We start from the raw sequence: 24,673 nt of genomic DNA, 5'->3' as shown, positions 1-24,673 counted from the left end.
GGCGCCCGTCAGTGGCCGCGCGGGGCGTACATGATGACGGCCATTCCGGCGAGGCAGATCAGGGCGCCGATGACGTCGAAGCGGTCGGGGCGGTAGCCGTCGGCGACCATGCCCCAGGCGATCGAGCCGGCGACGAAGACTCCGCCGTACGCGGCGAGGATGCGGCCGAAGTTGTCGTCGCTCTGGAAGGTGGCGACCACCCCGTAGAGACCGAGGGCGATCACACCGGCGCCGATCCAGACCCAGCCCTTGTGCTCGCGCAGGCCCTGCCAGACGAGCCAGGCACCCCCGATCTCGAACAGGGCGGCGACGACGAAGAGGGCGACGGAGCGGGCGACGAGCACGGTGGGACTTCCTCGTTCGGGAGCGGGTGCCCTCGCACGGTAGCCCCTCGGCCCGGCGCACAGGTCGAGCGCCCCCGCCGAGGGGACGACCGGCAGCCGCCGGGCGCCGATGGCCGGAAGGTCACCGGCGGGCCGGCTTCCGGCGCGGGCCGGGGCCGTGGCCGTGGAGCGGGGGCTCAGTCGCGGGACAGGGTGTCGCTCAGGAGCGGCAGCAGGCGGTCCCAATGGCGTTTGAGCCCGGTGGCGCTGTAGGCGTCGGTGTCGGACATGGTGAAGCCGTGGACGGTGCCGGGATAGATCTCGGAGGTGTAGGAGACACCCGCCCCGTCCAGGGTCCGGTTGAGTGCGCCGAGCGCCTCGGGCGTCAGGTCGCTCTCGGCGTGGCCGAGGTGGACCCGGGCGGTGAGCCCGGCGAAGAGGCCGGGCCCGTCGGCGCCCACCGGGCCGTGGAACGCGGCGACGGCGGCCACCCGGCCGGGGTGCGCGGCGGCGGTCCGCATCGCCAGGAGGCCGCCGATGCAGTACCCGGTCACCGCGACCGGACCCGAGGCGACCTCGGGCTGCTCGGTGAGGAACCGGAGGTAGGCGTCGGCGTCGCTCCGCGCGCGCTCGGCGGTGTGCGCCTCGATCAGGGGCATCAGCCGGGCGAAGATCTCGGCCCTGGCCTCTTCACCGATGTACGCGGGGAGTTCGACGACCGGTGCGGGGCCGTGCCGGTGGAAGAGGTGGGGGACGAGGACGTAGTACCCGTGCCCGGCCAGTTCGCGGGCCAGTTCCCGCAGCACCGGCCGGATGCCGAAGCCGTCCGTGTACATCAGCACCCCCGGGTGCCGGGCACCGTCGTCGGGGAGGGCGGCGAACGCGTCGGCGTGACCGTCCGCGGTGGGGATCCGTAACGTCTTGAGGGGCATGTGCGTGTCTCCTGTCGTGGTCGATGGGTGCGTTCGGTGATCGACACGACGGAGGCGGGGATCGCGCGGTGGCGCGGCGTCCTCGCTCGAACTGCGGGCCCTTGACGGCCCGTTCGGCGCTCAGCGGAGCACCGGGTCACCGATCCGTGTGTGGCGCAAGGCCGTCCCGGTATTCATGCCGGGGAGCCTAGCCCACCGGCATGATCCGATGCCATCGCGCCCGGACCGTCAGGCGAGGGCGGTGACCAGCAGGGTGAAGGCGGCGACGATGACGGCGACGCGGATGTAGTGGTAGCGGTCCCAGCGCTTCGTCTGCTCCTTCCAGTCCTCGGGCCGGTTCTCGGGGGTCCACGTCTTGCCACGGTTGTTGATGGGGACGAGCAGCAGGATCGACATGACGACGCTGACGAGCAGCAACGCGCCCGCGGTGACGACGAGTCCGACGCCGTCGTGGCCCCGGCCGGCGACGGCCCAGACGGCGACGAGGACGAGCGAGCCGATGTACCAGACCGGCATGGCGGCGCCGAGCATCCGGCCGCCGTGGCTCCGGGCCTGCTGGCCGCTGTCCTCGGGGAGGGCGGAGAAGATCGGGTTCATGACGAAGGCGACGGAGAGCTCCACTCCCACCATCAGGCCGACGGTCACGGTGGTGGCGATCTCCAGTACGTCGAGCATGGCTTGCCCCTCCTCGAATCGGATGACACCCACGACATCTAGTGGCGCTAGGTGATGGGTCAACGCTAGCGCTGCTATCGCTCGATTGTCTAGCGGTGCTAGAGTCGCATCATGTCGGTACAGGAACGCAAAGAGCGCGAACGGGCGGTCCGCGAACGTCTCATCGTCGCGACGGCCCGCGAACTCGCCGAGCAGCAGGGCTGGGAGGCGGTCACCACCCGCCGGCTCGCCGAGCGGATCGAGTACAGCCAGCCCGTCCTCTACAGCCACTTCCGCGGCAAGCGCGAGATCATCGGCGCCGTCGCCCTGGAGGGTGCCGCCGAACTGGCCGCGTCCCTGCGGGCGGCGACCTCCGCCGCGGAAGGGCCGCGCGCCCGGGTGACCGCCCTGACCCGCGCCTATCTCGACTTCGCCGAGCGCAACCCGGCGGTCTACGACGCCATGTTCCAGCTCGACGGCGGCCTGCCGTTCGCGCACGAGGACACTCCGCAGCCCCTGAAGGAAGGCTTCGCGGCCCTCCTGGAGACGTTGACCGACGTCGCCGGGGACGGCGTCGAACCGGGCCTGTTCACCGAGCTGTTCTGGGCGTCCCTGCACGGCCTGGCGACCCTGACGCGCGCCGGACGGCTGCCGGCCGCGGACGCCGGACGGAGAGCGGAGCTGCTGGTCGACCGGCTCGCGTGACGCGGACCCTCCCCGGAGACCGCGGGACCGGGTGCCGATGCCGGTGCCGGTGCCGGTGCCGGTCAGGCGTGGCGCGGACGACAGAGAGAGGGAGGCGAAGGACCCCTGCGCGCAGAACACCGCGAACAACGCGCAGGGCCCTTCCGGCCGACCGGCCGAGGGTGGCGAGAGCCACTTCCTCCACCTCGGCGCCGGCGCAAGCCAGTCAAGCAGCTTCCGGCCCGCCGACGCGATTGGATCCCGCCACAGAAATCCGCCCTTCCGCGCAGCGCCGGTACGGTCGATCATCCAAGAGGCTGATGGCCCCTTCCGGGCCACATCTGCCAGGTGAGTTTTAGAAAGCGTCTCGTGGATGCGGTCCGGCCCCGCCCTTCGGCGCTGTCACTTCCTCCGATGCGGGCGGACCCCGTGTGGAGGATGCCCAGAATCCTTCGGTTCGGACGTGACATCTGCCAGCCGGTCGATATCTTTCAGCGTGCATTCACCAGCCTGATCGACCGCGACAGGGCGCATCTGTGACGCAGAGGCACCTGTGGGGAGGACGTCTCGTCATGCATCTTCGCGCGCCATGGGCCGTACACGTCATAGGCGCCGGCCTGGCCGTCTCGGTGCTCGCCGGCTGCTCCGAGGGCACGTCCCCGCAGGAAGCCGCGCCGACCGCCTCCCCGAGCACGGCCTCGCCCTCCGCCCCGACCGCGTCCGTGGCCCCGCTCGCCCCCGGCGAGGTGCGGATCGCGGGCGAGGTCGACAAGCCGTACACCCTGACCCTCGGCGACCTGCGGTCCCGGCCCCAGGTGTCCGTGCGGGTCGAGTACACCAGCGCCAAGGGCCGCCAGAAGCACACGTACCAGGGCGTCCTGCTGCACGACGTGCTCAAGGACGCGCAGCCGCGCTTCGACACGTCGAGGAAGAACGGGCAGCTGCGCGGCATCGTCGCGGCGACCGGGGGCGGCGACTACCGGGCCGTCTTCGGCTGGGCCGAGCTCGACCCCGGGTTCGCCAGGTCCCGCGTGCTGCTCGCGGTCTCGGAGGACGGCAAGCCGTTCGAGGCGGCGGAGGGGCCGCGCCTGGTCGTCCCGCAGGACACCCGCGGGGGCCGGTACGTCTCCGAGCTGAACCAGCTCTGGGTCGGCACCGTGGACCCGCTCGTCGACGGCACCCCCGGATCCGCGCGTGCCGGTGGCTGAATCCGGCCCGGACCGATCCGCCGGGGACCGCCCGCCCCATGACGAACCGTCATGTCGCGATGGGGTCTCGCGCCGGGTGCTGTTCGGTACGGCCGCCGGCGCCGCGCTCGTCGCCGGCGGAGCCGCCGCGGCCCTCCGGGGCGGCGGCAGCGGCCCCACCGCCCCGACCGCAGTTCCGTTCCACGGCCCGCACCAGTCGGGCGTCCTGACGCCCCGCCGGCGGCACGTGCGCCTCGCCGCGTTCGACCTCCGGCCCGCCACCGACCGGGGCCGGGCGGCGGCGCTGATGCTGCGCTGGACGGCCGCGGCCGAGCGGCTGACCCGGGGCGAGGCACCCGATCCGAGGAACGAACCTCCCGGGTCGACAGCGGCCGAGACCGGCGTCCTCACCGGCACCGACCCGGCCGGGCTCACCCTCGTCCTCGGCCTCGGCCCCGGCTTCTTCAACCGGCCGGGCCTCACGGACGCCAGGCCGGAAGCCCTCACCGCCCTCCCCGCCTTCCCCGGCGACGCGCTTGACCCCGGGCGCTGCGACGGGCACCTCCTGGTCCAGATCTGCTCCGACGACGCCCTCGTCACCGTCCACGTCCTGCGCACCCTCCAGCGCCTCGCCCACGGCGAGGCCCGGCTGCGCTGGACGATGGCCGGGTTCACCGCCGCCGACGGCCGGCGCAACCTCATGGGCCAGATCGACGGCACCGCCGCCCCCGACCCGCGCGACGCCCTGATCCCCGCCGGGCCCGGCGTCCCGCCGTGGCTCGTGGGCGGCTCGTACGTGGTGGTGCGCCGCATCCGCATGCTCCTGGACCACTGGGACACCCTGCCCCCGGACCACCGCGAGCAGGCCCTGGGGCGACGCGCGGCCGACGGGGCCCCGCTGACCGGCGGCACCGAACGGACCCCCGTCGACCTGGCCGCGGTCCGTCCCGACGGCGTACCGGTCATCGCCGCAAACGCCCATGTCCGCCTCGCCGCCACGGCCGCGAACGGCGACGCCGCGCTGTTCCGTCGCAGCTGGTCGTACCACGACGGCGTACGGCCGGACGGCACCCCGGACGCCGGCCTCCTCTTCACGGCCTGGCAGCGGGACCCGCGCACCGCCTTCGTGCCCGTACAGCGCCGGTTGGCGCGGGGCGACGCGCTCTCGCGGTACCTGGTGCACGAGGCGTCGGCGGTGTTCGCCGTCCCCGGAGGCGTGAGCCCCGGCGGGTTCGTCGCCCAGTCCCTGCTGGACGGGTGACGAGCGGCGCTTCCGGTTCGTGCGTCGAAGGAGCAAGCCTGGTGCGTCCGTTCGGCTGGTGGATGAGACGGGGGGCGCCTCGCGCGGCTCCCGTTCCGCTAGCGTCGCGAGAAAGAAGCAGGTCACAGCAGTGACTTGTGCGCGTTCCAGCTCTGTGAGGCGTGTTCCATGACCCTGTCCATCCGTAACCAGCTCCCCGGTACCGTCACCGCCGTCACCACCGGCGAGGCCATGGCCTCGGTGAGGGTCCGCCTGGCCGGCGGCCAGGACATCACCGCCGCGATCACCGCCGACGCCGTCAAGGACCTCGGCCTCTCAGCGGGGACCGCCGTCAAGGCGCTGGTGAAGTCCACCGAGGTCGCCCTCGCCACCGCTCCGGTCGAGGGCCTGTCCATCCGCAACCAGCTCCCGGGCTCCGTCACCGAGGTCGCGACCGGCGGCGCCATGGGCTCCGTGAAGGTCTCCGTCGAGGGCGGCGAGCTCACGGCCGCGATCACCAAGGACGCCGTGGAGGACCTCGGCCTGGCCGCCGGCAGCTCCGTCGTCGCCCTGATCAAGTCCACGGAGATCTCGCTCTCCGCCGGCTGATCCCGCAGGGTTCAGGGCCAGAGGCGGTGCCGCCGCCACCCGGACGGCTCGCGCTCGTAGCGCAGGCGGACATGGGCGCGGTCGGCAGCCGCCTGCCAGAACTCGACGACGTCGGGGACCACGGTGAAGAGCGTCCACGCCGGGTCGACGAGGTCCGGGGCGGCCTCGACCCGGGCCAGGCTCTCGTGCAGGGCGCGGGCGCCCGCTTCGGGGTCGGTGAGGTAGCGGCTCTGCCGGCCCAGGAGGGCCTCCGCCCTCGCGGTCGCCCCGCGGGCGAGGAAGTCGGCGGCCGAACGCTCCCGGCTGTCGGGCGTCACCGCGCCCCGGACGCGGACCTGACGGCCGAGCTCGGCCCAGTAGAAGGTGAGCGCGGCTCGTGGCACCGCCGCGAGCTGTCCGCCCTTCGGGCCGGCGGTGTGCGTCGCGAACTGGAAGCCGGAGACGTCCGCGTTCTTGAGGATGAGGACGCGGGCGTCGGGGTCCCCGGCCTCGTCGACGGTGGACAGGGTCATGGCGTGCGGGTCGGGGACGCCTGCCTCCACCGCTTCCGCCAGCCAGTCCAGGAACAGGGCCGAGGGTTCGGCCGGTGCCGTATCCGGGTCGAACCCGGGCAGCGGGCGGGCGAAGACCTCGATGCCGCGCAGCCAGTCGCGTACGGCCGAGGACCCTTTCTCCGGCAGGTGGTTCTCCGGCATCGCGTTCTCCGGCATGAGGTTCTCCCGGGGTCTCAGAGCGGGACGACGGTCGTCTCGGTCGCCTTGACGCTGGTCCAGACGGACACTCCGTCGGCGAGGCCGAGTTCGGCGGCGGCCTGCGGGGTGATCTCGGCGACGAGGTCGGGGGCCTCGGCGGAGGTCACCAGGACCCGCAGGCGGCTGCCGCTGGTGGTGATCTCGCGTACGGTGCCGGGCCAGACGTTGCGCGGGCTGCCCGCGGGCTTCTCGCGGTGCAGGGACACCGCCTCGGGCGCGACGATCGCGAGGGCCGGGGTGCCGGGCGGCGGGGGTTCGGCCGCGACGAGGATTCCGCCGCCGGAGAGGTCGAGGCCGTCGGCGGTGGCGGTGCCGGGCCAGGCGTTGCGGCCGAGCATCCGGGCCACCCAGGGCGAGCGCGGGTGGCGGGTGACCTCGGTGGGGCTGGCGTCCTGGAGGGCGCGGCCGTCCTGGAGGACGAGGACGCGGTCCGCCAGCGAGACCGCCTCCACCGGGTCGTGGGTGACGATGAGGCAGACACCGCCGAAGCCGGCGAGGTGGGCGCGCAGGGTGTGCCGCACGTGCGCGCGGGTCGTCTGGTCGAGCGCGGCGAGCGGTTCGTCGAGGACCAGCAGCCGGGGGCTGGCGGCGAGCGCGCGGGCCAGGGCCACGCGCTGGGCCTGACCGCCCGAGAGCTGCGCCGGCTTCCGGTGCCCCAGGTGGCCGACTCCGAGCCGGTCGAGCCACGCCTGCGCCTCACGGCGGGCCTCGGCACGCGGGACGCCCTGGGCGCGGAGCCCGTACGCGGTGTTGGCGAGGGCCGAGAGGTGCGGGAAGAGGGCGCCGTCCTGGGGGACCCAGGCCACCCGGCGGCGGTGCGGGGGCAGCGCGGTGACGTCCGTGTCGCCGAGCCGGAGGTAGGCGTGGGCGCGGGGGGTGAGCCCGAGCAGGGCGCGCAGGAGGGTCGTCTTCCCCGCCCCGTTGGGGCCGACGACGGCGATGGTGGTGCCGGGGTCCGCGTCGAGGGTGAGGCTGGTGAAGCCGGTGACGTCGGCGTGCAGGGCCCAGCGTCCGGTGGACGGAGCGGGCAGGTCGGGGCCGGGCGCCGGCTCGGCGGGCACGGCGTCCGTGTCCGGCGCGGGCCCGTCGTGGCGGGGGCGGTCGACGGGGGTGCCGGTCCAGCGGCCGCGCAGGGCGATGAGCACGCCCATGGCGATGGCGAGGAGGAGCAGCGAGACCGACGTGGCGGCCTCGGGCTCTTCCTGGAGGAGCAGGTAGACCTGGAGCGGCAGGGTCTGGGTGGTGCCGGGCAGGTTGCCGGCGAAGGTGATGGTCGCTCCGAACTCGCCGAGCGCCCGCGCCCAGGTGAGCGCCGCGCCGGCGAGGACGCCGGGGGCCACCATGGGCAGGGTGACGGTGAAGAAGACCCGGACCGGTGAGGCGCCGAGCGAGGCGGCGGTCTCCTCGTACCGGGGCCGCAGGCCGCCGAGCGCGCCCTCCAGGCTGATGACGAGGAAGGGCATGGCGACGAAGGTCGCCGCCAGGACGGCGCCGGAGGTGTGGAACGGCAGGGTGATGCCGAAGGTGGACTCCAGCCAGGGGCCGAGGAGTCCGCGGCGGCCGAAGGCGAGGAGCAGGGCGACGCCGCCGACGGTGGGCGGCAGGACCATGGGGAGCAGGACGAGCGAGCGGACGATCGCCTTGCCGGGGAACGACACCCGGGCGAGCAGCCAGGCCAGCGGCACGCCCAGCAGCAGGGACAGGCCGAGCGCCCAGAAGGAGACGAGCAGCGACAGCTTCAGCGCCTGGACGGTGCCGGGCGAGCGGAGGTGCGCGGCGAGCTCGCTCCACTCCGTACGGACGAGGATGCCGATCAGCGGGAGGGCCAGGAAGGCCACCGCGGCGAGCGCGGGCAGAGCCAGGGCGAGGGGCGGGCGCGTACCCGAGGTTCGTGCGCCTGCTCGTTTCATCGAAGATCCCGGAGAGGTGAGGACGTGGTGCGGAGGGGCTGTCCGGTCCCCCGATGCGGACAGCCCCTCCCGATCTGGATGAGCCCCGGGCGGCTGGGGCTTCTGGAAGCCCCAGCCCCGGAGGGCTACGGCTCCCGGAAGCCCGCGCCCCGGACGGCTACGGCTTCTGGAAGCCCGCGCCCCGGACGGTCACGGCTCCTGGAAGCCCGCGCCGCGGACGGTCACGGCTCCTGGAAGCCCGCGCCGCGGACGGTCACGGCTTCTGGAAGCCGGCGTCCTGGAGGATCTTCTGCCCCTCGGGCGAGGACAGCCAGGCGACGAACGCGGCGGCGGCCTCGGCGTTCTTCGAGTCCTTGAGCGTGGCGGCCGGGTACTGCGCGATCGCGTTCTGACCGTCGGGGATCTCGACGGCGTCGACCTTGTCTGCGGCGCTCGCGGCGTCGGTCTTGTAGACCAGGCCGGCGTCGGCCTCGCCCAGCTCGACCTTGCTGAGCACGGCGCGGACGCTGGGCTCCTGGGAGACCGGCTTCACCACGACACCCTGCTTGTCGAGGACCTGCTTGCTGTACTTGCCCGCGGGCACCTCGGGCGCGGCCAGGACGACCTTCAGCTTGGTGTCGGCCAGGTCCTTGAGGTCGTCGACCTTGAAGGGGTTGCCCTCGCCGGTGGCGATGACGAGCCGGTTCTTCGCGATGATCGCGGGGGTGCCCGTGTCGGCCTTCACCTTGTCCATGCTCTTGGTGTCGGCGGTGACCAGGACGTCGGCGGGCGAGCCCTGCGAGACCTGGGCGACGAGCTCCTGAGAGCCGGAGAACGAGAAGGTGATCTTCGTGCCCGGGTGGGCCTTCTCGTACGCGGCGCCGGCCGTCTTGAAGACGTCGGTCAGGGAGGCGGCCGCGAGGACCGTCAGGTTCGCCTGGGGCACGGCGCTCGCGGAACCGGAGGCGGTGGAGTTGCCGCTGTCCTTCTTGGCGGCGTCGCTCTTGGTGTCGCTGGAACAGGCCGCCAGCGGGACGAGGAGGGCGGCGGTGAGCACGGCGGCGGCGGTACGGCGTCTGGTGAGGGTGAGGGACATGGGGGTCGGAACTCCTTGAAGAGGAACGGAAGAAGGGGAACAGGCCGGCCGCGCCGACGGCCGAGGTGTGCGGTGCGTACTGCGTGAGGGGTGGTCAGGTGCGGTCGATGTGCACGCTGGTCGACTTCACGCGGGCGGTGGCCTGCATGCCGACTTCCAGTCCCAGCTCCTCCACGGCCTCACGGGTGAGGAGGGAGACCAGGCGGTGCGGACCGGCCTGGATGGTGACCTGGGCCGCGATGTCGCCGAGCTTGATCGCCGTGACGATCCCCGGGAACGCGTTGCGCGCCGAGGTGTACGAGGCGTCCTCGTCGTCCGCCTGCGCGAGCTCCACGGAGAACGCGGCGAGCGACTTGCCGTCGATGACGCGCCGGCCGCTCTCGTCGCGGTGGGTCGCGACCCGCCCGGCGTCGGCCCAGCGTCGTGCCGTGTCGGGGCTGACGCCCAGAAGTCGCGCGGCCTGCCCGATGGTGTAGGACTGCATATGCGTCACGGTAGGCCGTCTTCGATCTCATCTGCAACATCATCGTGGGACTCTCCATCGCGGATGAGGGACGGGCTGGAGGAAGCCACCAGAGCGACAGCCCGGTGGTCTCACGCCTCGGACGGAACGGCTCCGGCGAGCTGGTGCGCACCGATCCAGATCCCGGTCACGGCGCTGACGTACCGGGCGCCGCAGCGGTCGGACGGGACGACGAGCTGGGTGCCGGCCGCGTCGAGGTCCTGGTCGTCCATGCGGGTGGCCAGCAGCACGGGGGCGTCGCCGAAGTCGGCGTCGATCTCCGCCCACGACAGGACCGTGTGGTGCCCGTCGCCGCCGCGCACGGCGAGCAGGAAGCGGGAGCGCTCCTTGCGCCGCGCCGGGTCGAAACGGGGCCGCGCCACGGTGACGACGTCGCGCAGCAGGGGCCCGGCGAAGACGTGGCGCTGCGGTCCGGCGGTCGCGCAGTCGAAGACGACCTCGGCCCGGTGCTCCCGCCACCCCTGGCGCAGGTCGGCGACGGTGAGCGTGACGGGGTGGGCCACGTCTCCCCACAGGGCGAAGGTTCCGGCGCGCGCGGCTGCGGGCGCGGCGGTCGGCAGGGGGTGGGGCGGGTGGGGTGCGGTGTTCGGTCGGCTCATCGTCGGTCCCCTCACGGCGGTCGGTGCGGCGGCTGCGCGAACGAATACCCGACCGGCAGGCCGCCGAACCGTGCTTGCCATGCTTGTCACGGTCTTTGCCGTGCATCTGTGAGGTTGATACGAGTCGGCATCTCACATTCGCCTGGACTCTCCGCCGACGGCGCCCGGCTGCCTGTGGAGGGCGAGCCAGACGCGGTCCCGCGTGACGGGCAGTTCGGTGAAGCGGATGCCCGTGGCGTCCCGCAGGGCGTTGGCGAAGGCGGGGGCGACGGGGTTGAAGGGGCTCTCGCTCATCGACTTGGCGCCGAGCGGGCCGATCGCGTCGGACGTCTCGGTGAAGTGGACCTCGGTACGGGGCACGTCCGCGTACTGGGGAAGCCGGTAGCGCCGGAACGCGGCCGTCGTCACCTCGCCCCGTTCGTCGACGCGGACGGTCTCGAAGAGCGTGGCGCCGAGGGCCTGCGCGACTCCGCCCTCGACCTGGCCCCGGCACTGCATCGGGTTCATGACCTTGCCGGCGTCGGCCGAGTGGACGCTGCGCAGGATGCGGATCTCGCCCGAGCCGGGGTCCACGGCGAGGCGGAACCACTGGGCGTTGAAGGCCACCGAGCGCGGCGAGCCGCCCCAGTGCCCGTCGGCCGCCAGCTCCTCCGCCGCCCCGAGGGTGTGCCCCGCCTCGTACAGCTCCTTGAGGGTGACGAGCCGCCCGGCGCAGTCGACGGACTCGGCGCCGAGCACGCACAGGTGCCGGGCGACGCCGCTGTGCCGGGCGGCGAGGGTGCGGAGCCGTTCCGCCAGGGACGTCGCGGCGAGGAGGACGGCCTTGCCGGCGACGACGGTGCCGGCGGAGCCGAAGGCGCCGGTGTCGTGGCGGACGACGTCGGTGTCGGACTGGCGGACGGTGAGCCGGTCCTCGGTGGTGTTGAGGGCGCCGGCGGTGATCTGCTTGTGGACGGTGGTGGTGCCGTTGCCGAACTCGGCGGTGCCGACGGCGATGTCGTACGTCCCGTCCTCCAGCAGTGAGACGCGGGCGTCGGCGTAGTGGCCGCCGGGCGGGCCGGTGGCGATCATCGCCATGGCGGTGCCCTGCCCGACCAGCCAGCCTTCCGGCGCGTCCTCGGCGCTGCGGTCCTCGGCGAGCGCGTTCCGTACGACGGTGAGGCACTGGTCGAGCCCGTAGGAGGCGATGAACAGGTCCTCCTCCTCGCCGATCGGGCTGTGCATGGCGTCCCCGGGGCCGATGATGTTCTTCTCCCGGAGGACGAGGGGGTCCATGCCGAGCCGGCGGGCGAGCTCGTCCATGACGGACTCGACGGCGAAGGTGACCTGGCCGAGGCCGTAGCCCCGGAAGGCGCCGGCCGGGACGACGTTGGTGTAGACGGAGTAGGCGTCGACCTTCTTGTGCGGGGCGCGGTAGACGGCGAAGGACTCCCCGACGCTGTGGAACATCACCGCGGGGCCGTGGTTGCCGTACGCGCCGGTGTTCGACACCACCCGCATCTGTACGGCGGTGAGGGTTCCGTCGGCGCGCGCCCCCACCTTGATCCCGATGGTGAAGGGGTGCCGGGTGGTCGCCCCGTAGAACTGCTCGGCCCGGGTGTACTCCAGTTTCACCGGCCGGCGCAGCTTCAGCGCGGCGAGCGTCACGATGTCCTCGGTCAGCATCTCCTGCTTGCCGCCGAACCCGCCGCCGACCCGGCCCGCGACCACCCGCACCTCGTCCTCCGGCAGGCCGTACAGCGCGCAGAGGGCCCGCCGGGTGAGGAACGGCGTCTGGGTGGAGGAGCGTACGGTCAGGCGTTCTCCCGTGCCGTCCTCCTTGGGCTCGAAGTACGCGACGCAGCCGTGGGTCTCCAGGCTCGCGTGCTGCACCCGCTGGGTGCGGAAGGTCTCCTCGTACACGACGTCGGCCTCCGCGAAGCCGTCCTCGACGGAGCCGATCTCGCCGTGGACCTCCCCCGCCACGTTGTTCTCGACCCGGGCGATCCGCACTTCCGGCCCCTTTCCGGCGTGGATCACGGGGGCGCCGGGGCGCATCGCCTCCTCGGGGTCGGTGACGTGGGGCAGTTCCTCGTACGTGACGTCGATCCTGCGGCAGCCCTCCTCGGCCGCCTGCTCGCTGTCGGCGACGACGGCCGCGACCCGCTGTCCGACGTACCGCACCACGTCGTCGAGGACCCGGGTGTCGTCGGGGTCCTCGGTGGGGTGCTCGTGGCGGGCGGAGGAGTACAGCGTCGCCGGGGCGTCCTCGTGGGTGAGGACGGCGACCACGCCGGGGACGCGGAGCGCGGCCGAGGTGTCGATGGCGACGATCCGGGCGTGCGGGTGCGGCGAGCGCAGCAGCTTCATGTGGAGCAGGCCCGGGACCTCGACGTCGAAGGTGTAGCGGGCCGTGCCGGTCACGACCTGCGGGCCGGCCGGGGCGCCGACGTTGCGGCCCACGGCCTTCCCGGCGCAGGGGCGTTCCACGTGCTTCACGCCCCGGACGGCGTCCTCGATCGCCCGGTAGCCGGTGCAGCGGCAGATGTTGCCCTTGAACGCCCGGGGCAGGTCGTCCAGCTTGCCGTCGTCGTGCGGGGTGCCGCGCTCGGCCTCCAGGGCGGCCGTCGTCATCAGGAAGCCGGCCGTGCACATGCCGCACTGGTAGCCCTGGGCGTCCAGGAACTTCTGCTGGACGGGGTGGAGTTCGCCGTCCGGGGAGGCGAGGCCCTCCACGGTGGTCACCTCCCGCCCTTCCGCCCGCACGGCCGGGTAGACGCAGCTGTGCACGGGCTGGCCGTCGACGTGGACGGTGCAGGCGCCGCAGTCGCCCGCGTCGCAGCCCTTCTTCACGCCGAACCAGCCGCGCTCACGGAGGTAGGTGCGCAGGCACTGGCCGGCCCGCGGCTCGGTGTCGAACGGCCGGCCGTTGACCTGGATGTCGAAGCTCATCGGGCACCTTCCCCAGGGGTGGTGGTCAGCTCGCGGCGGACCTCCTCGGCGAGGCGCAGGGCCATGTGCCTGCGCCACTCGGGCAGTCCGTGGATGTCGTCGAACCATGCGCCGGGCTCCACGGCGGAGTCGACGGCCGCCCGGAGCTGCCCGGCGGTCGGCGGCAGCGGGAACCAGAAGCGGAACGGGCGGGTGGTGGCGGCGGTGACCGTCACCGCCAGCGATCCGTCCACGGGGTCCAGCGCCCCGATCACCAGGGCACCGGACCGGCCGAGTCCGTACAGCGACGCCTGCCGGAAGGCCGTACGGCACCCCAGGGCCCTTCCGGGGAGCGTGATCGAGCGCAGCAGCTCGCCCTCCGCGAGGTCCTTCACGCCCGCGCCCCGGATGAAATCGGCCACCTTGACCTCGCGGGTCGAGCCGTCCTGGGCCAGGAGGAGGCAGGTGCCGTCGAGGGCGGCGGTCAGCGAGATCATCGGGCCGGCGGGGAGGCCGTTGCACAGGTTCCCGCCGACGGTCGCCATGTTCCAGATCTTGAACGAGGCGAGGAACGCCCGGCAGCACTGCTCGAACAGCGGGGCGGCGGGGGCGTCGAGGAACCGTCTGCCGTGGCGCGACAGCTGCGTGATCGTGCAGGTCGCCGCGATCTCCAGCGAGCCGTCCGGGTACCGCGTGAGCGGCTCCCAGCCCATCCGGCTCAGATCGACCAGCCGCCGCAGGTGCGGCTGGGGCTCGGAGAACAGGTACGTCCCGCCGCCCAGCCACGCGTCCCCGGGCCGCCAGGGTTCGCGCAGCCGCGCGTCCCTCACGTCCGCGATCGTGTTCAGATCCATCCCACCCCTGCCTCCCGACCGGTGCCTTCAGGCCAGTGAAGCCCGGCGGGGACTTCCGGCACGACTGGACGGGAACCCGGAAAACATCCATCGGACCGGCTTCCTCCCTGGACGATCAACCAGGAGCTGTTTTCCGCTTCGGCCTGGGCATTTACGATGCAACGACTCGCATCCGCCTGGTGAATGTGAAAGCGCGGGTCCGACCCGCGACCGCGCAAGGAGCACCGCATGCACGTCGACCACCTCCTCCGACTCGACCGCCTGGACCTCTCCCTCGTCTGGGGCGACGAGGCGCTGCTCGGCCACGAGATCGCCGGGGTCACCGCCACCGACCTGGAGGACCCGGCGCGCTTCCTCCAGCCGGGCGAGGTCGTCCTGAGCGGGCTCGTCTGGTGGAGCCGTGAGGGCGCGGCGGCCAGGACCGACCGCTTCGTCTCCGCCCTGCGCCAGGCGGGAGCCGTGGCGCTCCTGGCCGGTGAGGAGACCCATGGACACGTCCCCGGTGAACTCGCCGACGCGTGCCGCAGACACCGGGTCCCGTTGATCGCCGTGCCCCCGCACACCAGCTTCCGGGCCATCACCGAAGCCGTCTACCTGCGGCAGTGGGGCGAGCTCAACCGCCATCCCGCCCACCATGCCCTGCCGGAGAACGTCCGGCTGGACCTCGACCACGCCCTGGAGCACGGCGCGACCGTCGGCGAACTCCTCGACCGGGCCTTCGCCCACCTCGGCACGCCCGCCTGCCACCTCCTCACCGCCGCGGGCCGGACCGTCGCCCGCACCGGCGACGCCGCCGGGCTGCCCGCGCCGGAGGCCATGGCGGCGCTGGCCGGCACACAGGGCACCACGCTGCGGATCGACGCCGAGGGCACCGACTTCGACACCTGGTACCTCCACCTGCCCGAGGAGGGCCAGGTCCCGCCGAGGGTGCTCCAGGAGATAGCCGGACTCCTGGGACGCCACCGGCGCCGCGAGGACAGGAACCAGGCCGAACGCGGCCCCGCCGCCACCCGGCTGCTGGAGGCCGTCGCCACGCCGCGCGCCGACACCGGCCGCCTCCGGCGCGCCCTGGCCTCCTGCGGGCTGGACAGCCGGCCCGCCTACACGGTCGTCGCCGCGGCTCTCGAACCGAACGGGAACGCGGGCGCCGACGGCGTCGCCGCGCTCACCGAGGCGTTCCGGCACCTGCCGTCAGCGGCGTTCGCCGTCGCCGTGGGCGAGGACGACGCGGCGACGGCCGTCCTCGCGAGCGAGGGGGACACGGCGGAGGCCGTGGCCGAACAGCTGCGCGAGATAGCGCGGTCGATCCAGTCCTGCCGGCCGGGGAGCACCTGGCACCTCGGCCTGAGCGACCCGGTCGACGCGTCCGCCCTGCACACCGGTCTGGCGCAGGCCCGCTACGCCCTCGCCGGGGCCCGCACCGAGGCTCCGGCGTCACCGCGGGTCGCCCGGCTGCGCGATCTCGGCGGGCTGGCCATGCTCCTCGCCGGCGTCCCCGCGTCCGTGCGCGAGGTCTACCGCGAGAACGTCCTGGGCCCCCTGACGAGGGCCGGCCGGGGGTCGGGCGCGATGCTCCTGGAGACCCTGGAGGTCTTTCTGGCCCACGACTGCTCCTGGACCCGGACCGCCGAAGCCCTCCACGTCCACATCAACACGGTGCACTACCGCGTCGAACGCATCGAGAGCCTCACCGGCCGCGACCTGTCCCGCCTCGACGACCGGGTGGACCTGCGCGCCGCGCTCCTGAGCCGCTGAAGCCGGGGGCTCAGAGCACTGAGCCGCTGACGCCGGGGCGCTCAGGGCACTGAACCGCTGACGCCGGGGCGCTCAGGGCAGGTCGATGTGGACGCTGGTCGACTTGACCCGGGCCGTCACCGTGACGCCGACGTCGAGCGCCAGCTCCTCGACGGCCTCACGGGTCACCAGGGACACCAGCCGGTGCGGCCCCGACTGCACCTCCACCTGCGCGGCCACCTCGTCGACGCGCACACCGGTGACGATCCCCACGAAGGAGTTCCGCACCGACGTCGGCACGTCGTCCTCCGGCACGGCGTGCAGCCCGGCCCCGCGCTCCTGCGCGAAGGCGGCCAGGGCCACCCCCTCGATCACCCGCCGGCCGGCCCCGTCGCGCGTCATGGCCAGCCTGCCCCCGTCCGCCCACCGGCGTACGGTCTCCGAACTCACTCCGAGCAGCTGCGCGGCCTGCCCCATGCTGTACGTCGGCACATCCGCACTGTAGGCCACACCCTCGTCCCGGACGAAGGGGGCACGTTCAGTAGACGTCGCGCACGTACCGCTTCTCCGCCGCCATCCGCCCGACGTACGCGGCCGCCTCCTCGTCGCCCATCCGGCCGTGGCGGGCGACGATCTCCCGGAGCGTCCGGTCGACGTCCTTCGCCATGCGGGCCGCGTCGCCGCAGACGGCGACGTGGGCGCCGTCCCGGAGCCAGGACCAGAGCGCGGCCCCGTGTTCGCGCATGCGGTCCTGGACGTAGATCTTGGCGCGCTGGTCGCGCGAGAAGGCGGTGTCGAACCGGTCGAGCAGGCCGCTCGCCCGATGGGCCTCCAGCTCCTCGCGGTAGTAGAAGTCGGTGGACTCGCGCTGCTCGCCGAAGAAGAGCCAGTTGCGTCCCGTGTGGCCGCGTGCCCGCCGGTCCTCCAGGAAGCCGACGAACGGCGCCACGCCCGTCCCCGGCCCGACCATGATCAGGGGCGCGGCGGGGTCGGCCGGCGGGCGGAAGTGCGCGGAGCGCTGGACGAAGACCTGGACCGGGCCGTCGTCGGCGTGGTCGGCCAGATAGGCGGAGCAGACTCCGGTGCGGTCCCGGCCCCGGTCGTTGGAGTAGCGGACGACGGAGACGGTGAGCCGGACCTCCCCCGGGTGCGCGAGGGGGCTGGAGGATATCGAGTACAGACGCGGCTGGAGGCGTTTGAGGACGCCCGCCCACTCGGCGGCGGAGGCGCGTGCCGGGTACGCGCCGATCAGGTCGGCGGCCTGGAGACCCCAGCTCCACTTCGCCAGCTCGTCCTTGTTCCCGGGGCGCAGCAGCCGCTTCAGCTCCTGGCTGCCGGCCCGCTCGGCGACGAAGCGGAGCAGGTCCGGCGTGATGCGCGTGATGTCGAGGCGGGTCCGCAGCGCCTCGGCCAGCGGCAGCGGTCCGCCGTCGCCGACGGCGACCGGCTCGGTGGGGTCGAGGCCGGTGAGGGCCAGCCATTCGGTGACGAGTTCGGCGCTGTGGGCGGGCCACACCCCGAGGGCGTCGCCCGCCTCGTAGGCGAGTTCGCCGCCGCGGGTGTCGAAGGCGAACTGCCGCACCTCCTTCTGCGAGCCGGGCAGGCTGAGGAGCCGGTTGCCGACGAGGAGGGTGGGGAACGGCGACGCCTTGGAGTACGGCCCGGGGGCGGCGGGCGGCGCGGGCGTCGCCGGAGCGGGGGCAGCGGCGGGGGCGGGGGCGGCGAGCAGCGGCACGACGGCTTCGAGCCAGGCGGCGGAGCTCTCCTCGTGGTCGGGTTCGCAGTCCGTACGGGGGTGCAGGCGGCCCGCACCGAGCTCGGCCAGCCGCTCGTCCACGCGGCGGCCGTACCCGCAGAAGTCGTCGTAGCCGGAGTCGCCGAAGGCGAGCACGGAGAACCGCACCCCGTCCAGCCGGGCCGCGTCGGGAGCGCTGAGGGCCTGCCAGAACGCGGCGCCGTTGTCCGGCGCGTCGCCGTCCCCGAAGGTGCTGGTCACCACCACCAGATCCGTGTCGGCGCCGATGTCGGCGGGTGCCACGTCCCCCAGCGGGAGGAGGGCCGCGTCCCGCCCGGCCTCGGCGCAGCGGGCGGCGACGGTGACGGCGAACTCCTCGGCGGTGCCCGTCTGGGAGGCCCAGAGGACGAGGAGCCGCCGGGTCGGGGGCGCACCCGCGGGTCCGTCGGCGTGGGCCGGTCCCGGAGCGGACACCGGGGGACGCGCGGGGGCGTCCGCGCGGGAGAACAGGCCGGCGAGGACGCCGTTCACCCAGAGGCTGTGGCCGGGGGCGACGGGAGCGGAGGCGGGGAGCACCGGCACCCGCCCGTCGGCCGGCGCGCTCGACAGTCCGGTCACGTAGCCGGCGAGATAGCTGCGCTCCGGCTCGGTGAGGGCCGGGGGCGTGAGATCGGCGACGCCGAGGAGCGCGGCGAGGACGCGCGCCGGTTCCCCCGTGCCGGCGGGGGGCTCCGTGGCCGCGAGGTCCGCGGCGGCCTCCGGCTGCACCGGCTCGGCCGGGCCCGCGGCGGCCCTGACAGGCGGCACGGGCGCGGGCGTCCTCGTCAGGGCCACCGCGCACGCCTTGAACTCGGGCTGGAAGGACAGCGGGTCGACGGCGTCGTTGGTCACGGCGTTGACGCTCAGGTACTCGCCGAAGAGGTCGTTCCAGTGGAAGGGGGCGAAGCAGTCTCCGGGCCGTACGCGGTCGGTGACGACGGCGGGGAGGACGGCCCGCCCGCGCCGGGAGGCGATCTCCAGGTGGTCGCCCTCGGCGACACCGAGCGCGAGGGCGTCCTCGGGGTGGACCTCGACGAAGGGGCCGGGGTTCAGCTTCGTCAGCTTGGCGACCTTCCCGGTCTTGGTCAGGGTGTGCCACTGGTGCTGGAGGCGTCCGGTGTTGAGGACGAAGGGGTAGTCGTCGTCGGGGAGTTCGGCGGCGGGCAGGTGCGGCCGGGCGAAGAAGCGGGCCCGGCCGCTCGGGGTCGGGAAGGCGAGGCGGGGCCGGCTGCCGTCCGGGCGCTCCAGGAGGGTCTGGCTGACGCCGTCGTTGAGGTAGCGGACCGGGTTGCGGTCGGGGCCGTCGGCGGTGGGGGCCGGCCACTGCACGGGGGCGTCGCGCAGCCGCTCGTACGAGACTCCGCGCAGGTCCCAGCCGGTCTGCGGGTTCCACGCCCGCTTCAGCTCCTCGAAGACCTCCTCGGAGGAGGCGTACGTGAACGCCTCGGCGAAGCCCATCGCGCGGGCGACGCGGGCGATGAGCTCCCAGTCGGGCAGGGCCTGGCCGGGCGGGTCGACGACGCCCCTGACCAGGGTGAGGTTCCGCTCCGAGTTGACCTGCACGCCGTCGGACTCGGCCCACAGCGTCGCGGGAAGTACGACGTCGGCGTACCCGTTGGTCTCGGTCTCGGCGAACACGTCCTGGGCGACGACGAGTTCGGCGGCCTCCAAAGCGGCGATGACGGTCTTGCGGTTGGCGACGGAGGCGACCGGGTTGGTGCAGATGATCCAGCACGCCTTGATGTCGCCGGCCGCCATCCGCTCGAACATGTCGACGGTGCCGCGTCCGGCGTCGGTGCGCAGCGAGCCCTCGGGGATGCCCCACAGCTCCTCGGTGAAGGAGCGGTCGGCGTCGACCAGCACCGACCGCTGCCCCGGCAGACCGGGCCCCATGTAGCCCATCTCCCGCCCGCCCATGGCGTTGGGCTGGCCGGTGAGCGAGAACGGCCCGGCGCCGGGCCGGCAGATCGCCCCGGTCGCGAGGTGCAGGTTGACCAGCGCGTTGGTGTTCCAGGTGCCGTGCGTGGACTGGTTGAGCCCCATCGTCCAGCAGCTCATCCACGCGCCGGCCTCCCCGATCCAGCGGGCGGCCCGCCGGATGTCCTCCTCGGGTATGCCGGTGACCTCGGCGACCCTGGCGGGCGGGTAGTCGGCGAGGAGGGCGGCCGTCTCCTCCCACCCCTCGGTGAACCCGGCGACGAACTCCTCGTCCACGTGCCCGTTCTCGACGAGCAGGTGCAGCAGGCCGTTGAGCAGGGCGAGGTCGGTGCCGGGCCTGATCCGGAGGAAGAGGTCGGCCTTGTCCGCGGTGGTGTTGCGCCGCGGGTCGACGACGATCAGCTTCGCCCCGGCCGACTTCACCCGGTCCATCATCCGCAGGAAGAGGATCGGATGGCAGTCGGCCATGTTGGAGCCGATCACGAGGAAGACGTCGGCGCGATCGAAGTCCTGGTACGAGCCGGGCGGCCCGTCCGCGCCCAGCGACAGTTTGTAGCCGGTGCCCGCGGACGCCATGCAGAGCCGGGAGTTCGACTCGATCTGGTTCGTCCGCACGAACCCCTTGGCCAGCTTGTTCGCCAGGTACTGGGCCTCCAGGGACATCTGCCCGGAGACGTAGAACGACAGCGCGTCCGGCCCGTGCTCGTCCAGGATCGCCCGCAGCCGCCCCGCGACCTCCGCGACGGCGGCGTCGACGTCCGTCTCGACCGGAGCACCGCCCCGCTCGGCCCGCACCAGGGCCGTGGCGGCGCGTCCGGGCGCGGCCATCATGTCGGCGCTGGTCGCCCCCTTCGTACACAGCCGCCCGAAGTTCGCGGGATGCGCCTTGTCGCCGGTCGCCTTGACGGCCTTCCGGCGGCCGGTCGTCCCGTCCCGCGCGATGTCGAGGACGATGCCGCAGCCGACCCCGCAGTACGAGCACGCCGTCCGGACGGACCCGCCCCCCGTCTCCGCCGCCGCCACCGGAACCCCTTCCGTCGTCCTCCCGCGGGTGATCCCCACGCCCATGACGGTAGGCAGCCGGGATTACTGGATGATCACGCCCTCGGCACGTCAAGGGTTACACCACCCGCACGACGGGTCGAGACAGCGGGTGAGGAATGGCGCGTAACCGCGGGGAAGGGCCCGGTGACCGGTCCCGGGGGCACCGGGCGGAGTGACCCGGGTGCGGGCGGCGGCGGGCGGGTGTGCGCGGAGGCCCCCGGGGGGGCTGCACGCCGTCCGTCGGCTCAGGCGCCGATCGGGATGATGCCGAGCGGTTCGGTGGTCGGCTGGGCGGAGCCGCCGGCGGGTTCGACGGTGATGCCGACGGCGATCGCGTCGTCCAGCGGGGCGTCGAGGACGTGGGTCACCCGGTCGCCGGTGTCGTGCAGCAGACCCGCGGGGCGCAGGTCGCCGGCCGGGTCGGCGTACCAGAGTTCGTACGTCTTGTCGCCGGGGAGCGGCGGGAGGCCGCGGGCGGTGAACGCGGCCTCCTCCTGCTCTCGCGAGACGACGACCGCCGCCTTGGCGCCGTCGGTGAGTTCACCGGTGTGCACGGTCGCGTCGGGGGCGGTGAGGATGTCCGCGAAGGTTCCGCCCTCGGTACGCGCCTGCTCCCGGGCCTGTGCCGCCTGGGCGCGCGCCTCCTCGGCCGCCGAGTGCTCGCGGGCGGCGACGGCACCGAGCGTGACCGCCGCGGCGACGCTCGCGGCGAGCGCGAGGAGCAGGGCCCTGCGACCGCGGGGACGGGACCCGCCACGGGACCCGGTGCTGTGGCGGCGCGGGGCCTGCGGCGTACGGGAGACCTGCTCCATGACGCGCGCCCGCAGGTCCTCGGGGACCGGCGCGGTCTCTGCGGAGGCGAGCCGCACGGTGGTCGTCTCGAATTCGGCGACCTCCTGGCGGCAGGCCGCGCAGCCGGCGAGGTGGTTCTCGAACGCGGCTTCCTCCGCGGGCGGCAGGGCGTGCAGGACGTAGGCGGCGGCGCCGAGGTGCGGATCCTCCTCCGGGGTGCTCATGATCCGGCCTCCAGGCACGCGCGGAGCTTTTCGAGGCCCTTGCGCATGCGCGACTTCACCGTTCCCTCGGGCGTGGACAGCGAGCGTGCCACCTCCAGGTAGGTCATGCCCTGGTAGTAGGCGAGCACCAGCGGCACCCGATGAAGGCGTTCCAGCGTCTCCAGGCAGTGGTAGACACGGCGCCGTTCCTCGCTGCCCTCGACCGCCTCGACGACCTGGTCGACCTCCCGGTCCGGCGACAGCATCCCGGCACGGACCTCGCGGTCCCTGCTCGCCTGGACGGTGCGCACCCGGTCCACGGCGCGCCGGTGCGTGAGGGTGAGGACCCATGCCTTCGCCGTTCCCCGATCGGGCCGGAAGCGGTCCGCCGTCCGCCACACCTCGATCATGACGTCCTGGGTCACCTCCTCCGCCTGGCTGGCGTCCCGCAGGATCCGGCAGGCGAGCCCCATCACCGTCTGGGCCAGTGCGTCGTAGACGCCGGCGAACGCCTCCCGGTCGCCCTCGGCCGCCCGGAGCAGGAGGGTGTCGACGTGGGCGTGCGGTTCGGATGGGTGCGGCAACGGTCGCCCCCGATCGTCGTGGCTCTGGTGGTCGGCCGCCCGGAAGTGCGGCGGCGTCGCCCTCCTCGGAGGCGCGACCTGTTCGACTCTGCCGCCTTCGGCGCGGTCCCGCCGTGTGGCCGCGCCAGCCGGGTGAGTCCTCCGGAAGCCGAAGCGGATCCTCACGGCGGCCTCTGGCGGTCGTGGGCCTGCGCGAGGGCCGGGAAGGAGGCCTGCGCGAAGGCCGGGGCGGAGGCCGGGGCGGAGGCTGGTACGCGGGCCGGGGCGGAAGCCGGTACGCGGGCCGGGGCGGAAGCCGGTACGCGGGCCGGGGCAGAGGCCGGTGCGGAGGCTGGTACGCGGGCCGAGGCGAAGGCCGGTACGTGGCCTGGTACGCGGGCCGGTGTCGGGGCCGGGGCGTGCGTGCGCAGCACGACGCGCACGGTCTTGCCGCCGATGCGGGGGACCACCCGGACGGAGTCCCCCAGCCGGCCCATGATCTCAAGGCCGAATCCGCCCCGCCGGCCGCCGGCCGCGGGCGGGTGGAGATCGGGCATGTCCTCGCTGTGGTCGGACACCGCGATGTCCAAGGACCCGTCGTGTTCGAACAGGGTCAGGAGGCAGGGGCCGCGGGTGTGGCGGACGGTGTTGGTGACGAGCTCGGACACGATCAGGACGGCGTCAGCCGTCCGCGCGTATGCGCCGGCTTCGAGCCATCCGGCCGCGATGCGGCGGGCGGCGGCCGGGCTCCGCAGTCCCCAGGGGAGGGCGACGACGAGGCGTGTCCCGCTGGACGTCGAGGGTGGTGCTGTGAGGGTCATGACCGCTCCCTGAAGCCGGGGGTTCGCTTCGTTCTCCCTGCGTGAGGGGTTCGTAGCCGCCGCGAGCCCGGATGACGGACCGGCCCCGGGGGCGCCCCGCGCCGGAGCCGTACATCACGGGCCCGGTGATGTGCCGGAGACGAATTCCGGGGCTTTCTCATCCGCCGGTGAGTCCGCTCCGAATCCCTCATGACCGCGCACGGCGAATCAGCCGTTCGAACCGCACGGCCGAATTCGACGTGCTCACGCAAGTCGATCCGTCGAGGTCGATCCATCGAGGGAGGTGCGTCCGATGACCGCGTCCACGCGCGTCCGTCGTCTGGTGGCGAGTGCCGCGGCGACGGGACTGCTGGCCGGCGGCGCCGCGCTCGGCATGTCCGGCGGCACGGCCACCGCGGCACCCGCGCCCGCGTCCGTCTCCACCGTCGTGACCGGTGACCACCACGACCGTCACGACCGGTGCGAGTGGAAGAAGGGGCACTGGGAGAAGAAGTGGGTGAAGGGCCACTGGGAGAAGAAGCGGGTCTACCACAAGACGTGGCACCCCGGCCATCACGACAAGCACGGTGACTGGCACAAGGGGTACTGGAGCCACGACCGCGCGTACAAGTGGGTCTACGTCCCCGCCCACTGGGACCACCACTGGGTGAAGGGCCACTGGGACTGCCACCACCGGTGACCGCGGACCCCGGTGCCTCCATCGAGGACCGGGCCCCCGGGTCCGGTCCTCCACGGGGGCCTGTCTGCCATCGGTGAACACCGCCCCGAGCGGGCGCGACTGTCACTACCGTCACGTCACATGACGACAGTCACCACCCGTACGGTCGCGTACGCGGCCGACGACCTGACGATGATCGGACACCTGGCGCTCCCGGCCGGAGCCGAGCGCCGGCCCGCCGTCCTGGTCGGACCCGAGGGCACGGGGCTCAGCGACGTCGAGCGCCGGCGGGCCGAGGCCCTGGCCGAACTGGGCTACGTGGCACTGGCCTTCGACATCCACGGCGGACGCTACTTCGACGACCCGCAGGAGATGCTGGCCCGCTGCCTCCCGCTGCTCGCCGATCCCGACCGCATGCGGGAGATCGGCCACGCCGCGCTCGACGTCCTGCGTGCCGAACCACGCGCCGACCCCGACCGCACCGCCGCCATCGGCTACGGCACCGGCGGTGCCATCGCACTGGAACTCGGCCGCGACGGCGTCGACCTGCGCGCCATCGCGACGGTCAACGCTCTGACCACGGGCCGACCGGGCGAAGCGGCACGCATGCGCTGCCCGGTGTGGGCCGGAGTCGGCTCGGAGGACCCGATCATGCCGCCCCCTCAACGGGAGGCGTTCACCGCGGAGATGCAGGCCGCGGGCGTCGACTGGCAACTCGTGGTGTACGGAGGCGCCCTGCACGCCTTCCACCATCCCACGGTCGACCACCCCACGCCCCCCGGCGTCGGCTTCCACCCACGGCACGCACAGCGCGCCTGGCGCGACATCACCGCTCTGCTCGCCGAGTGCCTGCCCGTCACGGACTGAGCCGCGTCTCCGTCAGGAGACGCGGTG

At 73.6% G+C, this 24,673-nt stretch carries 22 protein-coding genes; 7 read left to right on the top strand and 15 right to left on the bottom strand.

Features of this window, described 5'->3' with window-relative positions:
* Positions 1 to 8 precede the first annotated feature (8 nt).
* The 3 genes from ACFYT9_RS36160 to ACFYT9_RS36150 form a co-directional block, all read right to left on the bottom strand.
* Positions 9 to 344, bottom strand: coding sequence for a YnfA family protein (locus ACFYT9_RS36160; protein ID WP_376595456.1), 336 nt, complete (start codon positions 342 to 344; stop codon positions 9 to 11).
* A gap of 176 nt (positions 345 to 520) precedes the next feature.
* A complete protein-coding gene (locus ACFYT9_RS36155) occupies positions 521 to 1,255 on the bottom strand; it encodes a dienelactone hydrolase family protein (RefSeq protein WP_389170668.1) in 735 nt (244 codons plus the stop codon).
* A 228-nt stretch (positions 1,256 to 1,483) separates the two neighbouring features.
* Positions 1,484 to 1,930: an anthrone oxygenase family protein gene (locus ACFYT9_RS36150; RefSeq protein ID WP_389170665.1), complete on the bottom strand. Its 447-nt coding sequence runs from the start codon at positions 1,928 to 1,930 to the stop codon at positions 1,484 to 1,486.
* 111 nt (positions 1,931 to 2,041) lie between these two features.
* On the opposite strand from ACFYT9_RS36150, the gene ACFYT9_RS36145 reads away from it, so the two are divergent.
* The 4 genes from ACFYT9_RS36145 to ACFYT9_RS36130 all read left to right on the top strand — a co-directional run bounded on the left by ACFYT9_RS36145 (position 2,042) and on the right by ACFYT9_RS36130 (position 5,629).
* Positions 2,042 to 2,614, top strand: coding sequence for a TetR/AcrR family transcriptional regulator (locus tag ACFYT9_RS36145; protein WP_376595453.1), 573 nt, complete (start codon positions 2,042 to 2,044; stop codon positions 2,612 to 2,614).
* Between the two features lie 551 nt (positions 2,615 to 3,165).
* Entirely contained in the window at positions 3,166 to 3,801 is a 636-nt protein-coding gene (locus ACFYT9_RS36140; protein WP_389170663.1) for a molybdopterin-dependent oxidoreductase, read from the top strand.
* Positions 3,802 to 3,877: 76 nt separating this feature from the next.
* Positions 3,878 to 5,041 carry a Dyp-type peroxidase gene (locus ACFYT9_RS36135; protein WP_389170660.1) on the top strand — a complete coding sequence of 388 codons (1,164 nt, stop codon included), beginning with the start codon at positions 3,878 to 3,880 and terminating at the stop codon, positions 5,039 to 5,041.
* Between the two features lie 168 nt (positions 5,042 to 5,209).
* A complete protein-coding gene (locus ACFYT9_RS36130; RefSeq protein ID WP_389170658.1) occupies positions 5,210 to 5,629 on the top strand; it encodes a molybdopterin-binding protein in 420 nt (139 codons plus the stop codon).
* Between the two features lie 11 nt (positions 5,630 to 5,640).
* Here ACFYT9_RS36130 and ACFYT9_RS36125 read toward each other — a convergent pair whose 3' ends face one another.
* The 7 genes from ACFYT9_RS36125 to ACFYT9_RS36095 form a co-directional block, all read right to left on the bottom strand.
* The gene (locus tag ACFYT9_RS36125; protein WP_389170655.1) at positions 5,641 to 6,339 is read right to left on the bottom strand and encodes a pyridoxal 5'-phosphate synthase; all 699 of its coding nucleotides are present in this window, start codon (positions 6,337 to 6,339) and stop codon (positions 5,641 to 5,643) included.
* 17 nt (positions 6,340 to 6,356) lie between these two features.
* Complete coding sequence (locus tag ACFYT9_RS36120) at positions 6,357 to 8,291, bottom strand: ABC transporter permease (protein WP_389170652.1); 1,935 nt, start codon at positions 8,289 to 8,291, stop codon at positions 6,357 to 6,359.
* A gap of 253 nt (positions 8,292 to 8,544) precedes the next feature.
* Positions 8,545 to 9,366 carry a molybdate ABC transporter substrate-binding protein gene (modA, locus tag ACFYT9_RS36115; protein WP_389170649.1) on the bottom strand — a complete coding sequence of 274 codons (822 nt, stop codon included), beginning with the start codon at positions 9,364 to 9,366 and terminating at the stop codon, positions 8,545 to 8,547.
* A 94-nt stretch (positions 9,367 to 9,460) separates the two neighbouring features.
* Complete coding sequence (locus tag ACFYT9_RS36110; RefSeq protein ID WP_376595448.1) at positions 9,461 to 9,850, bottom strand: molybdopterin-binding protein; 390 nt, start codon at positions 9,848 to 9,850, stop codon at positions 9,461 to 9,463.
* 110 nt (positions 9,851 to 9,960) lie between these two features.
* Positions 9,961 to 10,488: a molybdopterin-dependent oxidoreductase gene (locus tag ACFYT9_RS36105; protein ID WP_389170646.1), complete on the bottom strand. Its 528-nt coding sequence runs from the start codon at positions 10,486 to 10,488 to the stop codon at positions 9,961 to 9,963.
* Between the two features lie 132 nt (positions 10,489 to 10,620).
* Positions 10,621 to 13,419 (bottom strand): molybdopterin-dependent oxidoreductase, encoded by a 2,799-nt coding sequence (locus ACFYT9_RS36100; protein ID WP_389170643.1) that lies wholly within the window; start codon positions 13,417 to 13,419, stop codon positions 10,621 to 10,623.
* Entirely contained in the window at positions 13,416 to 14,252 is an 837-nt protein-coding gene (locus ACFYT9_RS36095) for an FAD binding domain-containing protein (protein WP_376595445.1), read from the bottom strand. Before ACFYT9_RS36095 ends, ACFYT9_RS36100 begins: the two co-directional genes overlap by 4 nt.
* Before the next feature lie 228 nt (positions 14,253 to 14,480).
* On the opposite strand from ACFYT9_RS36095, the gene ACFYT9_RS36090 reads away from it, so the two are divergent.
* On the top strand, positions 14,481 to 16,007 hold the full coding sequence (locus tag ACFYT9_RS36090; RefSeq protein ID WP_389170640.1) for a PucR family transcriptional regulator: 1,527 nt from the start codon (positions 14,481 to 14,483) through the stop codon (positions 16,005 to 16,007).
* Positions 16,008 to 16,079: 72 nt separating this feature from the next.
* On the opposite strand, the gene ACFYT9_RS36085 is transcribed toward ACFYT9_RS36090, so the two are convergent.
* The 5 genes from ACFYT9_RS36085 to ACFYT9_RS36065 form a co-directional block, all read right to left on the bottom strand.
* Positions 16,080 to 16,478: a molybdopterin-binding protein gene (locus ACFYT9_RS36085; protein WP_387276715.1), complete on the bottom strand. Its 399-nt coding sequence runs from the start codon at positions 16,476 to 16,478 to the stop codon at positions 16,080 to 16,082.
* Between the two features lie 46 nt (positions 16,479 to 16,524).
* Complete coding sequence (locus ACFYT9_RS36080; RefSeq protein WP_389170707.1) at positions 16,525 to 20,721, bottom strand: molybdopterin-dependent oxidoreductase; 4,197 nt, start codon at positions 20,719 to 20,721, stop codon at positions 16,525 to 16,527.
* Positions 20,722 to 20,987: 266 nt separating this feature from the next.
* A complete protein-coding gene (locus ACFYT9_RS36075) occupies positions 20,988 to 21,758 on the bottom strand; it encodes an anti-sigma factor domain-containing protein (protein ID WP_389170637.1) in 771 nt (256 codons plus the stop codon).
* Entirely contained in the window at positions 21,755 to 22,321 is a 567-nt protein-coding gene (gene sigK / locus ACFYT9_RS36070) for an ECF RNA polymerase sigma factor SigK (protein WP_387276719.1), read from the bottom strand. The genes ACFYT9_RS36075 and sigK overlap by 4 nt, the downstream gene beginning before the upstream one ends.
* 161 nt (positions 22,322 to 22,482) lie before the next feature.
* On the bottom strand, positions 22,483 to 23,121 hold the full coding sequence (locus ACFYT9_RS36065; protein WP_389170634.1) for an ATP-binding protein: 639 nt from the start codon (positions 23,119 to 23,121) through the stop codon (positions 22,483 to 22,485).
* A gap of 292 nt (positions 23,122 to 23,413) precedes the next feature.
* On the opposite strand from ACFYT9_RS36065, the gene ACFYT9_RS36060 reads away from it, so the two are divergent.
* Complete coding sequence (locus ACFYT9_RS36060) at positions 23,414 to 23,800, top strand: hypothetical protein (RefSeq protein WP_376595438.1); 387 nt, start codon at positions 23,414 to 23,416, stop codon at positions 23,798 to 23,800.
* 120 nt (positions 23,801 to 23,920) lie between these two features.
* Positions 23,921 to 24,646 carry a dienelactone hydrolase family protein gene (locus ACFYT9_RS36055; protein WP_387276725.1) on the top strand — a complete coding sequence of 242 codons (726 nt, stop codon included), beginning with the start codon at positions 23,921 to 23,923 and terminating at the stop codon, positions 24,644 to 24,646.
* Positions 24,647 to 24,673 lie beyond the last annotated feature (27 nt).

Source organism: Streptomyces sp. NPDC004435 (assembly GCF_042873895.1).
Lineage (GTDB): Bacteria > Actinomycetota > Actinomycetes > Streptomycetales > Streptomycetaceae > Streptomyces.
This window is presented reverse-complemented; position numbering and strand designations above follow the sequence as displayed.